This is a genomic window from Aureibacillus halotolerans (assembly GCF_004363045.1).
GTDB lineage: Bacteria > Bacillota > Bacilli > Bacillales > DSM-28697 > Aureibacillus > Aureibacillus halotolerans.
The window spans coordinates 287,736-301,356 of the sequence record NZ_SNYJ01000003.1; the positions used below are offsets into that span (position 1 = coordinate 287,736).

13 protein-coding genes and 1 other annotated feature are annotated in these 13,621 nt (G+C 43.5%); all 13 genes read right to left on the minus strand.

Going from position 1 to position 13,621, the window contains the following annotated elements; genetic code table 11:
- Window positions 1-229: 229 nt before the first annotated feature.
- Window positions 230-1,039: a pyruvate, water dikinase regulatory protein gene (locus tag EV213_RS05955; RefSeq protein WP_133579576.1), complete on the minus strand. Its 810-nt coding sequence runs from the start codon at window positions 1,037-1,039 to the stop codon at window positions 230-232.
- A 97-nt stretch (window positions 1,040-1,136) separates the two neighbouring features.
- On the minus strand, window positions 1,137-3,203 hold the full coding sequence (glyS, locus tag EV213_RS05960) for a glycine--tRNA ligase subunit beta (RefSeq protein ID WP_133579577.1): 2,067 nt from the start codon (window positions 3,201-3,203) through the stop codon (window positions 1,137-1,139).
- Window position 3,204: 1 nt separating this feature from the next.
- Window positions 3,205-4,086, minus strand: a complete 882-nt coding sequence (glyQ, locus tag EV213_RS05965; protein ID WP_133579578.1) for a glycine--tRNA ligase subunit alpha — start codon at window positions 4,084-4,086, stop codon at window positions 3,205-3,207.
- Window positions 4,087-4,207: 121 nt separating this feature from the next.
- Window positions 4,208-4,379 (minus strand) — a binding site (T-box leader).
- A gap of 72 nt (window positions 4,380-4,451) precedes the next feature.
- Window positions 4,452-5,207, minus strand: a complete 756-nt coding sequence (gene recO / locus EV213_RS05970) for a DNA repair protein RecO (protein WP_133579579.1) — start codon at window positions 5,205-5,207, stop codon at window positions 4,452-4,454.
- A gap of 68 nt (window positions 5,208-5,275) precedes the next feature.
- Window positions 5,276-5,419, minus strand: a complete 144-nt coding sequence (locus tag EV213_RS05975; protein ID WP_133579580.1) for a YqzL family protein — start codon at window positions 5,417-5,419, stop codon at window positions 5,276-5,278.
- 87 nt (window positions 5,420-5,506) lie between these two features.
- The gene (era, locus tag EV213_RS05980) at window positions 5,507-6,409 is read right to left on the minus strand and encodes a GTPase Era (RefSeq protein ID WP_133579581.1); all 903 of its coding nucleotides are present in this window, start codon (window positions 6,407-6,409) and stop codon (window positions 5,507-5,509) included.
- The gene (locus EV213_RS05985) at window positions 6,406-6,801 is read right to left on the minus strand and encodes a cytidine deaminase (RefSeq protein WP_133579582.1); all 396 of its coding nucleotides are present in this window, start codon (window positions 6,799-6,801) and stop codon (window positions 6,406-6,408) included. The genes era and EV213_RS05985 overlap by 4 nt, the downstream gene beginning before the upstream one ends.
- Window positions 6,802-6,905: 104 nt before the next feature.
- Window positions 6,906-7,313 (minus strand): diacylglycerol kinase family protein, encoded by a 408-nt coding sequence (locus EV213_RS05990; RefSeq protein WP_243739996.1) that lies wholly within the window; start codon window positions 7,311-7,313, stop codon window positions 6,906-6,908.
- Window positions 7,282-7,764, minus strand: coding sequence for an rRNA maturation RNase YbeY (gene ybeY, locus EV213_RS05995; RefSeq protein WP_133579584.1), 483 nt, complete (start codon window positions 7,762-7,764; stop codon window positions 7,282-7,284). Before ybeY ends, EV213_RS05990 begins: the two co-directional genes overlap by 32 nt.
- Window positions 7,761-9,938: an HD family phosphohydrolase gene (locus tag EV213_RS06000; RefSeq protein WP_243739997.1), complete on the minus strand. Its 2,178-nt coding sequence runs from the start codon at window positions 9,936-9,938 to the stop codon at window positions 7,761-7,763. The genes ybeY and EV213_RS06000 overlap by 4 nt, the downstream gene beginning before the upstream one ends.
- Window positions 9,939-10,040: 102 nt before the next feature.
- A complete protein-coding gene (locus EV213_RS06005; protein WP_133579585.1) occupies window positions 10,041-11,003 on the minus strand; it encodes a PhoH family protein in 963 nt (320 codons plus the stop codon).
- A 3-nt stretch (window positions 11,004-11,006) separates the two neighbouring features.
- Window positions 11,007-12,191: a sporulation protein YqfD gene (yqfD, locus tag EV213_RS06010; RefSeq protein ID WP_133579586.1), complete on the minus strand. Its 1,185-nt coding sequence runs from the start codon at window positions 12,189-12,191 to the stop codon at window positions 11,007-11,009.
- A 15-nt stretch (window positions 12,192-12,206) separates the two neighbouring features.
- Window positions 12,207-12,533, minus strand: a complete 327-nt coding sequence (gene yqfC, locus EV213_RS06015; protein ID WP_133579587.1) for a sporulation protein YqfC — start codon at window positions 12,531-12,533, stop codon at window positions 12,207-12,209.
- Window positions 12,534-13,621: the final 1,088 nt, after the last annotated feature.

The following is a 13,621-nucleotide window of genomic DNA, read 5'->3' on the forward strand; positions in this document are numbered from 1 at the left end:
CCCTTAGGACGATTCGTAGCGAATAGACTTCTTTTTACCGTTGATGCCTAAAGAAGTTTTCATGGGAATGCTTTACTTACTTTAAATGCTACATGATTCGTTTCTTTCTCGCGAATAAATGTGAATGCGAAGTTCTCTCACTTTTAGAAGTTTCCCCGAAAATTAATCTCACCTTTTACACTCATGGGATGAAAAGAATAGACGGACATTAGAAACCCATTTACGATAATTATTTGGTTCGCGTATGTTCAATAAAAGATAGGATTAGATTTGCAGTTTCTTCCACAGCTTTATTCGTCACATCAATGACATGACAGCCAATTCGTCCTACGACCTTTTCGAAATAGGCTAACTCTTTATGAATTCTTTCAGGGTCTGCATACCCTGCATTTTCTCTTAATCCTAGCGATTTTAATCGTTCTTTCCGAATGTCATTCAATTTTTCAGGCTGAATCGTCAGACCAATACATTTTGAAGGAGCCACCTTAAACAATTCTGCTGGAGGCGATATTTCAGGTACCATAGGCACATTGGCCACTTTTACCTTTTTATGAGCTAGGTATTGCGACAACGGGGTTTTGCTCGTTCGCGACACACCAATGAGGACAATATCGGCGAGCAGAATGCCTCGTGTATCACGCCCATCATCATACCGAACCGCAAATTCAACAGCGTCCACTTTTTGAAAGTATCCCGCATCTAGTTTATGCACAAGACCAGGCTGGTATTTCGGTTTTTTATTGTAGACCTTTGCCATCGTATCAATTGCAGGTCCAATTAGATCAATCACAGCAACATCATGCAAAGACGCTTCCCTCAAAAGTACATTCCTCATCGCTGGGATGACAAGCGTGAAACCAATAATCGCTTTTTGCTGCTTCGCGAGCTGAATGATCTCGATAAGCGTGCCTGCGTCTTCAACATAGGGCACACGTTTTATTTCGAACTCTTCGCTTTCAAACTGACTCATCGCAGCTTTTAACACCAGTTCAGCCGTTTCCCCGACAGAATCTGAAATGATATAAATAACCGATGGCATAACGTACTCCTTTCAACCAAAATTTCTGCTTATGGAATGATTTTAACGTGCACCAAGCACTGACCGTTTGACACAGCCAGTGCTTGTAAGGATTGTGTTACACATGAAGCTTTCGCATATTGGCAAATGAAGAAAAGGTGTCTGCTAATGCTGCCATAAGAGCCAAGCGATTGTCACGAATTTCTTCATCCTCCACCATGACCATCACATGATCAAAAAACGCTGTAATGGTTGCGGTGTATTGTGTAAGTGCAGCAAATGCAAGCTCTGCATTGCCTTCGCGCACCGCTTCATCGTACCGACTTGACCATGTGGAGTGTGTTTCAAATAATGCTTGTTCATGGGCATCCGTTAGAAGGTGTTGCTTTACATCCGCATGGGACGCTTTATCAGCGAGATTTTGTACCCTAGCCATTGCTTCCACATGTAACTTTATGTCGTTCTCTTTCTTGTGAGCCACAAGTACATCGGCTTTTCGGAACGTCCATCGTACACCGCTAGATCCATTCAAAATGGCTTCGACAACGTCATGAGGAATGTTTGCATCTAACAGAAGCCCTTTCAGTCGTTGTGAGAGAAATTGAACCAGTTCCTTTGAAACCGTCTCCTCGTCACAAGGGATGCCACCTTTTACAAGGACGTTAACGGCATGATCCACAAGCGTAGCAAATGAAATTTGCCATCCGAATCCGTGCAAGATTTGAACGATGCCATACGCCTGTCTACGAAGCGCAAATGGATCCTGAGAGCCGGTAGGAATCAATTTCTTTGAGAAAAAGGCGACAATCGTATCGACTTTGTCCGCTAATGCAAGCAATGCACCAGCTTCGGTTGATGGCAATGTTCCGTCGGAAGAACGGGGCGCATATTGCTCATTGATCGCAATGGCCGTTGCCTCATTTTCGCCTAGGGCTTTGGCGTATTCCTCACCCATTTTCCCTTGAAGCTCAGGAAATTCTCCAACCATATAGGTGACAAGGTCAAATTTCCCAATGTATGCTGCGCGTGCAGCTGCCTCAATCGTGTTCGGAGAAACAGGCAAGTTTTCACCCAATTGATTGACAAGCGCCTGATTCCGTTTGCTTTTATCAAACAACGTCTTTAGATTTTCGTGGAACACAACGTTTTTCACTTTTTCTAATGCTGCATCGATCGTTAATTTTTGATCCTCAGTATAGAAAAATTTAGCGTCCTGAAGGCGTGCTCGCAAAACCTTTTCGTTTCCACGCTGCACATTGTCTATCTTGACATCATTTCCATTTCTTACGGTTACAAAACGGTGAGCCAACGTCCCATCTTGATTTCGGACAGCAAAATACCGCTGATGCTCTCGCATAGTCGTAATAAGAACCGCCTCAGGAAGAGCTAAATACTCTTCATCGAAAGCGCCATCTAGGGCTGTTGGGTATTCAACAAGCTGTACGACTTCTTCAAGTAAGTCTTCATCTTTTTGGACGACCCAGCCGTTTTTTTCTTCTAACGCTTTGAGCTGTTCATTGATTCGTCTTTTTCGTTCTTCTGGCTGAACAATAACATATTCCTGAAGAAGAGCTTGTTCATATTGATCAGCAGACTGTAGGACAACTTCCTCCCCCAAAAAACGATGACCTCGAGAGATATTCCCCGTCGAAACTCCTTCAATTTCAAAGGGAATAATGCTGTTATCATATAATGCCACAAGCCAGCGAATCGGACGCAAATAACGAAGTTCACTTGATCCCCAGCGCATGCTTTTAGGAAACGGCAAATGGGTAATAACGTTTTTTAGCTCTGAAAGAAGCTGGTCTGTTGCCAATCCTTGCTCAAATACAGAAGCAAAAACGTACTCCTGATCTTTGATTGTTTTTATAGTTAAATCGGTTGGCTCTACATGCTGGCCGCGTGCAAATCCAATCGCTGCTTTTGTCCATTGACCATCGGCATCGACAGCGATCCGCTTTGCAGGCCCGCGGACCTCTTCCTGACGATCGGCCTGCTTTTCGCCAAGCCCATCAATAGCTACCGCTAGTCTGCGCGGTGTCGAAAAGGATGACACCTTCTCAAAGGGCAGTCGAACGTCCTTCAGCCATGATTCAACCGCCTTTTTCAACGCTTCTTCACTGCCTGCGACATATTGTGCTGGCAACTCTTCTAAACCTATTTCTAGCAAAAAACGTTTGCTCATGTTAGTCAACCTCCCTCGTGTTCAGCATTGGAAACCCGCTCGCTTCCCTGCTTGCGTAATAGGCGTTCGCGATTTTGCGTGAAAGTTGGCGCACTCTTCCAATATACCCCGTTCGTTCGGTGACGGAAATTGCCCCACGTGCATCTAGAAGGTTAAACGTGTGTGAGCACTTTAACACATAATCATAAGCTGGGAAAACAAGATTGAGGTCAATGATCCGTGAAGCTTCTTTCTCATACATGTCAAACAGTGAAAAAAGCATCGCCGTATCTGATTCCTCAAATGTATATTTGGAGTGCTCATATTCCGGTTGCAAGAAAATATCTCTCACCGTCACCCCATTTGTCCATTCAAGATCAAATACATTCTCCTTGTCTTGAATATAAGAAGCCAATCGTTCTAAGCCATACGTAATTTCAACTGACACTGGACTTGCCTCTAAGCCACCTACTTGCTGGAAATAGGTGAACTGAGTGACCTCCATACCATCTAACCATACTTCCCATCCGAGTCCAGCTGCGCCAAGCGTAGGCGACTCCCAATTGTCCTCTACAAAACGAATGTCATGTTCAAGCGGGTTTATTCCAAGCACATCAAGTGATCCAAGGTACAACTCTTGGATGTTTGGTGGAGATGGTTTTTTAATTACTTGAAATTGATGATGCTGATACAAGCGATTCGGGTTTTCTCCGTAACGTCCATCGGTTGGTCGTCTGGACGGCTCTACATATGCCACGTTCCAGGGTTCTGGACCTATGCTTCGTAAAAACGTCATTGGTGAAAACGTTCCTGCCCCTTTTTCAACGTCATAAGCTTGTGTTAAAATACATCCCTGCTTTGACCAGTAAGACTGCAGTGATAAAATCATATCCTGCAAATTCATTGAAGGTCACCTCTTTTACATTTTTATGGTTTTCTGATGAGAACGTAGATTTCGTTGATCATTTAACATGGTTCATTTCGTACAAAAACCAACAAAAAACCGCCCCTATGCCTTTAACAGGCATAGGGACGGATAAATTCCGCGGTTCCACCCTATTTGCTGTGCGTACACAGCCACTTTTTCACTCATTGGCTCTGGAATGCCTTTCCTCTATCCGTGGTGACCTGACTTTCACCGTCTCAGGCTCGCTTCACACCATCATGATATTGTACTTTTTCCGTCATTGCCATGTATCCGTTTAATAGGTAAACATTGGGATACTTCTCAATCAATACGATAATCATAGCGCAACCTAAAAGTTATTGTCAATGGCTGTCTAAATTCAAAAGATGAAGTTGATCCAAAAAACGCTTGGACTTTAATCGAATGCCCGCCTGTTCATCGTAGTATTGTGTGATGAATCGCTGCAAATCTTTTTTGACTTCGAATGACACATTAATATTGCCAAGCCGATTCAGATCAAACGAGGAGAAAAGCCGTAATAACTTTAATGCTGAAGGATGAAAGGCTTCTGCGTACGTGGATTGCATCGCACAGCTTCTGCAGACAATTCCCCCTTCGTGCATTGAAAATGCTACGGCATCTCCTTCCCGAGCGCATCCGACACACTGGTCAAACATTGGTGAAATCCCCGCGAGTCTCATTAATTTAATTTCATAGATTGATAGCAAAACAAGAGGGTCCTTGCCTTCATCAATGGCTCCCAGAGACCGTAGAAGGAGCTCGAATAAAAACGGATCTGGCTGCCGGTCCTCGGTCAGCCGATCCGTTAAATCGACCATGCATGCGGCACAAGCCGTTTTTTCTAAATCCTCACGTAGTGTACGAAACGATGTCACTGTTTCTCCTTGTCGCAACGTTCCCATACCACGTTCTCCCTGAATTAAAAACAAGCCATGTGTAAATAAGTGGGCAACAGCACGCAATGAACTTTTCGTTTTTCTTGCTCCACGAACCATCACTGCGATTTTTCCATTTTCTTTCGTGAATAGTGTGCAGATGAGGTTTGTTTCACCATAAGGGATGCTTTTTAGCACAACGCCCTCCACATTCCTCAGCATAACGATGAACACCCTCTCTTTACAGCTCATTTCACAAATTGATTATACGATATATAAGCTTAGATGTGTTACGACACTGGTTTTTGGCGTCTAATCATTGAGGTTTGATCCTGTGCTTTTCGTTCAATTTGCTGGCGTTCAGCTTCCTTTAACAATAAATAAGCGTCTACACTGCCCGTCTTGGCAAAGACCTGCCATGAATATTGTAGCATGAGAAAACCACCTTTTCATAAACGATAGCCGTTTCTTGTGTCATTAGCTTAACTCGTCTGGAAATCATTCATGCGGCACAATTATTGTCAATCTTGATAATCTTTTTCGTCAAATCCATACTCGACCAAATGATGCGGTCGATTACGCCAATCAGACTTGACTTTAACCCAAAGCTCTAAGAAGATTCTTGATCCGAGCAATCGCTCTATCTCCCCACGAGCTTCCTGCCCAATGTGCTTGAGCATTGACCCTTGCTTGCCGATAATAATACCTTTCTGTGAAGCGCGTTCAACGATGATCGTCGCAGCAACATACACCGCACCACCTTTACGCTTTTCCACCGCGTCAAGGACGACAGCTACGGAATGAGGCACTTCTTCCCGTGTGACGTGAAGCACTTGCTCACGAATAAATTCCTGCATAATAAAGCGCTCGGGATGGTCGGTCACTTGGTCTTTAGGATAAAATGCAGGCCCTTCTGGCAATATCGACTCCAACGTCGTTAACAATGTCGTACAATTGTTTCCTTCTTGTGCGGAAACAGGAATGATTTCATCAAATTCATATAAACTGTTATAAGAGTCAATGAGTGGCAGCAATTGATCAGGATGAACCAGATCAATTTTATTCACCACGAGAAACACAGGGGTTTTTAAGCCTTGAAAGCGCTCGATAATCATTTGATCGCCTTTCCCAGGTTTCTCTGTCGCATTTACAACAAAGAGGACCGCATCTACGTCCTTTAATGTACGAATTGCTGATTTCAACATAAAATCTCCAAGGCGATGCTTCGGTTTATGCATGCCTGGTGTATCGATAAAAATCATTTGTGAATCATCCGTTGTTCGTACACCGCGGATGTTGTTTCTAGTTGTTTGCGGTTTATCGCTCATAATCGCGATTTTCTGGCCAACAAGTTGATTTAACATGGTGGATTTTCCTACATTCGGTCGGCCGACAATTGAGATGAAACCTGAGCGATGTGTCACTCCATGTCCTCTTTGCTAAACGAACCTGGCAGCAATTCGCCAACCGTCGTTTCTTTACAGTCGCCTTCAAGATTAAAAAGGTACACGGGCATTGATGGCTCACAAAACTCTGCCATCACTTGACGACAGGCTCCACAAGGGGGTACTGGCTGCTTCGATGCGGCAACAACACCAAGCATAGAAAAAGCTGTGTGTTTTTCCACGCGCGCGGTGAAAAATGCCGTCCGTTCCGCACAATTCGTTAGTCCATACGAAGCGTTCTCAATGTTTGCCCCAAGTACAACCTCTCCATCTGTTGTGACGAGTGCAGCACCGACATTAAACTTTGAATATGGTGTATACGCTTGTTCTCTTGCTTCTAACGCCTGCTGAAATAATTGCTGTTTATTCATGTTAAGCGACCCTCTCTACCATGTATCAGGTGTGTATTTTATTTTACCTGATGAATGTATTTTATGCATTACATCTCCAAAAACTTCCTATAAAAACCTATGCTTCACTGCATTTCAACAAAAACTTTGACATAGGGAAGAAAAATGACGATTCCTATAATAATGGAGGCCACCGCCGAAAGGAAAACGGCACCAGCTGCTAAATCTTTTGCTTGTTGGGCAAGCATCGTTCGTTCTTCTGTAATGAGATCTACAGTCCTCTCAATCGCGGCATTGACCATTTCAAGCGTACAGACGATCGTCATCATAAGGATAAGGACAAGCCATTCCGTTTTCGTGATCTGAAAATAAATACCAAGCATTGAGACGAGTAAAATAGCGATAAAATGAAAACGCAAGTTCATTTCGGTATGCAAGGCATGAGAGATCCCACGTCCAGCGTAAAAAAAGCTTTTAAACCAACGTCGCCAACTCCACGGTTTACTCGTGCGTCCTTTCGATCCCGTATTCACGTAAAAGGGCCTCCTGTGTACTAAACATTTTACGCTCATCTTCTTCGGTCATATGGTCGTAGCCGATTAAGTGTAAAAAGCCATGGACAGCTAAAAAACAAAGCTCACGTAAGTCGCTATGGCCATACTCTTTTGCTTGCCTTTTTGCTGTTTCGACAGAAATGACGATATCACCAAGCATAGTAGGCACGTCTTTTGCCTCTTCAAACCATGGCTCTTCCTCTGCAGACTCCTGCATGGCAAAGGATAATACGTCCGTCGGTTGATCTTTGCCTCGATACGTTTTATTTAATTCATGGATTGTCTCATCATCTGTCAATGTGACAGACAACTCACAGGAGACAGGAACTTCCTCTAGCTGCTTTGAGCAAAACGTTAGCAAATCTATAATACGTTTTTTTGTGTACTCGTCACTATATTGCTCTTCATCAATGAGGTCAATTTCAATCATGCTTGCTTCACCTTTTTCTTTACGGTATCCGGGTATTCAATTCGCGAATGGAAAATGCCCTTTAACGTTTCACATATTGCCTTCGCAACAGTATCAAGCTCTTTTAATGTTATATCACACTCATCAAACTGCCCATCCTGCAAGCGGTCGGAAATGATGCTCCGAACAATCCCCTCAATTTTGTTTGGGTTAGGTTTTGATAATGAGCGCACCGCTGCCTCTACAGAATCGCAAATGCCAATAATGGCCGATTCTTTCGTTTGTGCCTTTGGACCAGCGTATCTAAATTCACTTTCTGGCACCTGTTTCTCCGTCGCCTCATTGGCTTTGTGATAAAAATATTTCAATAAGGTTGTGCCGTGATGCTGGGCTGCAATATCAACGATCTCAGTCGGCAGTTTATTTTCACGAAGCATTTCTGCACCATCGGTTGCATGGGCTGTAATAATGGTTTTGCTAAGCTGTGGAGCAATCTTATTATGAGGGTTTTCAAGCCCCATCTGGTTTTCAATAAAGAAGTGAGGGCGCTTTGTTTTGCCAATATCATGGTAGTAAGCGCCTACGCGTGCAAGCAGACCGTTTGCTCCAACCGCCTCGCATGCTGCCTCAGATAGGTTTGCGACCATTACACTATGGTGATAGGTTCCTGGCGTCTCAACAAGAATTTTACGAAGCATTGGATGATTAGGGCTGGAGAGTTCAATCAACCGAATTGTTGACAACATTCCAAAGCCTGCTTCGAAAAATGGCAGAAGTCCCAAGCTTAAAATGGAGGCCGCAATGCCTGAGATTAATCCAAAGCCGACGCCAATGACCATATCGCTTAACGGCTCGTAGCCAATGAGAGCCAAAGCCATAATGGTGACAATATTAATCAAAGCGACCATAATTCCCGCCTGTAGAATTCTAGCACGGTGATTTCGATTACTCAAAAACAACGTCCCCGCCAACGAACTAGCGAGAAAATAAATCGCTAAATCATAATTAAAGCTTCCTGGAACATACGTACTAAACATCAGTCCGCCTGTAATGGCAAACACAATGCTTGTCATAATAGCCACACGAGAATGAATAAGCATCTTGATTAACATCGTTCCAGCCGCAATAGGAACAACGAGACCAAAATACTCCGTGTTTTCAGGCTGAAACAAGCTGACAATTTTCATCATGATCATCATGACGGAAAAAATGATAGTGTAGATGTACAAATATACTCGTTTCGAGCGTGTTGCATCTGTTAGCCCTTTTGTGTAATACGCAACGAGTGCCGTTAACAAACCAACCAATAAGGCTAAGCCAATAAACGGCAAAGGATTTGAAGAATGGTCGAGTACTCCAACGAGATCAAGCTCACGATAGATTTCCCGGTCCACAAGCTGCCCTTCCCTAACGATTAACTGCCCAAGTTGAATCATCACTGGTTCAATATCATCTCGTACCTCTTGCTGTTGCTTTGATGTTGCTTGTGGGTCGTATACGTAATTCGGGATAATCATCGATGCCGCTATGTCTGCAACAGCACTTTTAAGGTTATCTGGCAAGCTCGTATAAGAAATTTCGCGACGGACCTCGTCTTTTTTCTCTTCGACATTGGCCACTGCGATTCGCTGATCCATGACGCGGTGAACGGATGCAACAGACGATTCATTTGCCACAGCAAGTTGGTCCGGCGTCGCATTTAAAAGTATACGAATCGTCTGGTCTGTAAATTCCCCTTTTAAATCCGGAGGCAATTCTTTTTGGATATCACTTGCTTCCACTCTAGCCGTGGTTCCGTTGCTTTCCTCAGTCGCTGAAGAGGGATCGCTAGTTTCCTCCTCATTACTTTCTGATGTTTTGCTATTTTCAATAGTACGAAAGAGAACGCCTAACGCTTCAATTTGGTTTTGTCTGTATTCACGCTTCAAAACATATTGGTATTCTACCTTCGCAAGAGCTTCGTCTATTTTTGCCTCTGTCGCCTCGGTATCTTCTACCGTAATAGGGGAATATATATCTTTTGGGGCCACTGAAAATAGACTGACATCCACTCGTTCCGGACGCACATTAGAGAACATGACACTGTACATAACGACTGCAATCACAAGTAAAAACAGTCCGAAGAGAAGCTTTCCTTGCGCTTTCTTTTTTAAGGCCTTTCTGATGCGAGACCATTGCTCGTTACCTTTCATCATCTATGTACCTTCCCTTCATAAAACGAACTGTCCTCAATCGTCCTAATGTCTTCTTCATCGTGGAAAAAGAGACCCAAAATATGGGTCTCTGCGCCAATTGCATCATTCCTGTTGTTCATCATACGCGCGAATGATGCGCTGGACGAGGGGATGTCTGACCACATCAGATTCACCAAGGTGTATAAACGAGACTCCCTCCGTTGCTTTCAAAATCTGATGGGCGACCTTTAAACCTGATTGAATTTTTCCAGGTAAATCAATTTGTGTAAGGTCACCTGTAACAATCATCTTTGACCCAAAGCCAAGTCGAGTTAAGAACATTTTAATTTGAGCAGGGGTTGTGTTTTGCGCTTCATCCAAGATGACAAAGGCGTCTTCTAACGTCCGCCCTCTCATATACGCTAAGGGAGCAATTTCAATGGTCCCTCTATCCATCAGTCTTACCGTTTGCTCAACACCAAATACATCGTGTAACGCATCATAAAGCGGTCGCAAGTAAGGGTCAACCTTCTCCTTCAAATCCCCGGGTAGAAACCCAAGGCTTTCGCCAGCTTCAACGGCAGGACGTGTAAGAATAATGCGCTTTACATTGCCTTCCTTGAGGGCAGCAACGGCCATGACGACTGCCAGGTAGGTTTTCCCAGTTCCTGCTGGTCCAATACCAAACACAAGATCATTGCGTTTCATTGCCGAGATATAGCGCTTTTGCCCTAACGTTTTTACGCGTATCGGTTTGCCCTTTATATTTCGAAGCAATTCATCCGCAAAAAGCTCCTCCATACGGTCAAGCTCGTCCTTTTCAGACAACTGAATCGCATAGATTACATCTCTTTCTGACAGAGACGCCCCTTTTTGAATTAGTCGCTGCAACGTTTGCAAAATGGCTTTTGTTTTCAGGGCATCCTCCTCTGTCCCTTTGACAAGAACAGACGCCCCACGCGTAATTAATGAAATTTGAAAATGATTTTCAATTTGTTTTAAAAAAAGATCATTTGTGCCAAATAGGTTTTGTGCCTCATTGGCATCTGAAAAATCGAGCTCAATGCTATGAAGATGATCTGTCATCCGTTACTCTCCTTGAACAATGAGTTTAGGTTCTGCAATGTTTTCAATCACTCGGTAGTGCAAAGACAACTTTACTTTACCATTCTCCGCTTGTTGGTGCAAAACTTTTTCCTCTTTTATGGTGGCATCTTCTCCTAATGACTGAAGCAATTCTGACTTTGCTCGCAATTTTGCTCGAGAGGCTGCCTCCTTCAATGTATACGAAATGGTTTGTTTTTGGGTCTCTTTACGAACAAGTGTTTCCCATGCAAAAGGGCTAGTCCATCCAGCGATCGTCAGAGGCGTCGTTTCATTTTCAACAAACACTTGCTGGAGCGTATCTTCACCGAACCCCCACACTTTCAAACGCCAGCTCCCAATATGAACATACGTATTCTTGTGTGCTTCGCCTGTTAACGTTTGGATGTCTTTTTGCAAAGGCACTTCGACTGTGGACTGATACCAGGTTTCAGCAAACACTTTACCTCTGGAGGCGACAACGGCCGATGCATCCGCATTTTCAGTCGTTTTTCCTGTCACAAGGACCTGCCCTTTCTGTACATAATCATTCAGCTTCACCATGGACTTTCCTTTTTCAATAAACATCCCTGTAATGGTGCCTGCCTTTTTCGCAACAAGATGTCCTGGTGAGTAGGCCTGTCGTTCTTTTGGCATTTCTTTTTCAGCGACATGAATGGAATAGATCGTTCCTTTTCGCTCAACACCAATCCACACAGCCGTATCAATTTGATCCATCACGAGTTTTTGGATTTTTTCAGGCGAGGGCAATGTGAAAAATGTAGTGCCTCTAACGATGCCTAGATCCTCTAAGACGAGTCGAATTTTGTGTTCGTTATCAGGGGCTGCTCCAGAGATTTTCACTCCCCATAACATATTGCTCGCTAAAAAAAGAATAGCTAAAAAGCAACCTATCCCGAGGATAAATCCACTATATCCCTTAGTCATCGATTTCGCATTCGCCATTCCATGCTTGTCCAGAAAAAAAACCTTAACCTTTGTTCCACGCGCATGCTTACGCAACAATGGCAGGTCTTTTGAAGCCATTTTAAACACTAAACTTGTCGCATCAGGACGCTTAATCTCCCACAGCTGCATGCCATCTCGAGCACATTGATTGAGCAGTCTTTCAGCGCCAGACCCTTGAAGTTTTACTGTAAAATGAGATTGCACGTCACTCCAATTTTTCACAGAGGCTCCTCCTTGTCACAGTGTTTCATTGATATAACGTACCTGTTCAATTTGGCCTTCTAAAATTAACTCATCATGGTACATTTTCTTAATCACAAAATTTTTCCCTTGCGCAAGCAACTGTCCTGTCGTCAACCTTAGTCGCAGCTCCGTGTCAGAGTAAACGAGCAGTCCTTTATGATTTTCAATATATAAATGCAAATGACCGACCATCGTCAAGCGGGGCAAATCCATCGTAACATCTGCTGGAAGATCTAACTGCCGTGTCAACCACCTGCGCCATCGCTTAGCTCGTTTCAAAGGCACTGCCCCCTTCCCTGAACTATATGAACTTTCCCCCATCAAATAGACGCATTTTGTTGAATAAATGTGAGCTTAGTGCATTTCCCCTCCAAAAAGGGAGCCTTAATTGAATAACTAAATAACGAATCGCCTACCGTCACATCATTTTATGTGATTTGTAAAACAAATAGGTTATCACAACTCGGGGTTGCATAAATACGAGTCGTCATTTGCTCGAACTCACCCTAAAGGGCACTACTGTGGTCTCGTTAGTGACTGTTTTTAATGATGCACTTTTTTTATAAAGTGAGGTGAATTAAAAAAGGATTCATCTAGTGGTTAAGAGCGCAGAGATCCGCTTAGTAACTAAAAAGCGATCTTTAAGAAAATAAAGGATTGTAAGCATAGCCACTTTTAAATTTCCTGAATACACAAGATGCCAATCAATCTATCTTACCTTGCGCCCACTCAGTCACAGCCAACGCTGAAGGTGATTTCTGCAATGCTAAAGTTGTCTGAATAATTTCGCATGAAACAATGCACTTCCTTGTCTTGTTTAATAAGCAATACGCCTTAACACGTTTTCTTACTCGTTATACGAGACTGGGACTAAATAAAACCAATCTACGCAGAAACAAACCTCAGCGTAGTCAAAATACGCAGACTCCTGCGGGAACAGCGCGAGCTGAAGATCCCCATGGAAAGCTTGCTTTCCATGGTAGCTGAAGCCGTGCCCGCGGAAAGCGAAGTATTTTGACGAAGCGGTCGTATTTGCTTTGCACCCTAAAGGGAATAAGCGCAACATCGATTCGAAAAGACCTCATCGTGTTTTCTTTGCCGCTGGAGTCCTGCTAGTGACCGCTGGTTTGTAGAAGAAAACTTTTGCACCTTCTGAATCGCTTTTACCTCAACAGATTTGCTTTATGAGAACACTCAATCGATAGAAATGGAAAACAATAAAATCGGTCACTAATGTTGCATAAATAATTTCATAAAATTCTGTTCTTTATTCATCGCGGGTAAAGCAAAAAAAGGAGAACCTGAACGAAAGGTGATCTGTCCATTTGGTAATTATATACATTTAGACATAGGGAGGCGGCCGGTATTTTCTAAGGCACAGTGCGGCCTTCAACTCGCCAAACCCAGTG

Coding starts and splice junctions, on each gene's coding strand:
- EV213_RS05955 (WP_133579576.1), bottom strand. CDS start 1,039: ATGCCATCGGTTATTTATATCATTTCAGATTCTGTCGGGGAAACGGCT.
- glyS (WP_133579577.1), bottom strand. CDS start 3,203: ATGAGCAAACGTTTTTTGCTAGAAATAGGTTTAGAAGAGTTGCCAGCA.
- glyQ (WP_133579578.1), bottom strand. CDS start 4,086: ATGAATTTGCAGGATATGATTTTATCACTGCAGTCTTACTGGTCAAAG.
- recO (WP_133579579.1), bottom strand. CDS start 5,207: ATGCTGAGGAATGTGGAGGGCGTTGTGCTAAAAAGCATCCCTTATGGT.
- EV213_RS05975 (WP_133579580.1), bottom strand. CDS start 5,419: ATGCTACAATATTCATGGCAGGTCTTTGCCAAGACGGGCAGTGTAGAC.
- EV213_RS05985 (WP_133579582.1), bottom strand. CDS start 6,801: ATGAATAAACAGCAATTATTTCAGCAGGCGTTAGAAGCAAGAGAACAA.
- ybeY (WP_133579584.1), bottom strand. CDS start 7,764: ATGATTGAAATTGACCTCATTGATGAAGAGCAATATAGTGACGAGTAC.
- EV213_RS06000 (WP_243739997.1), bottom strand. CDS start 9,938: ATGATGAAAGGTAACGAGCAATGGTCTCGCATCAGAAAGGCCTTAAAA.
- EV213_RS06005 (WP_133579585.1), bottom strand. CDS start 11,003: ATGACAGATCATCTTCATAGCATTGAGCTCGATTTTTCAGATGCCAAT.
- yqfC (WP_133579587.1), bottom strand. CDS start 12,533: ATGGGGGAAAGTTCATATAGTTCAGGGAAGGGGGCAGTGCCTTTGAAA.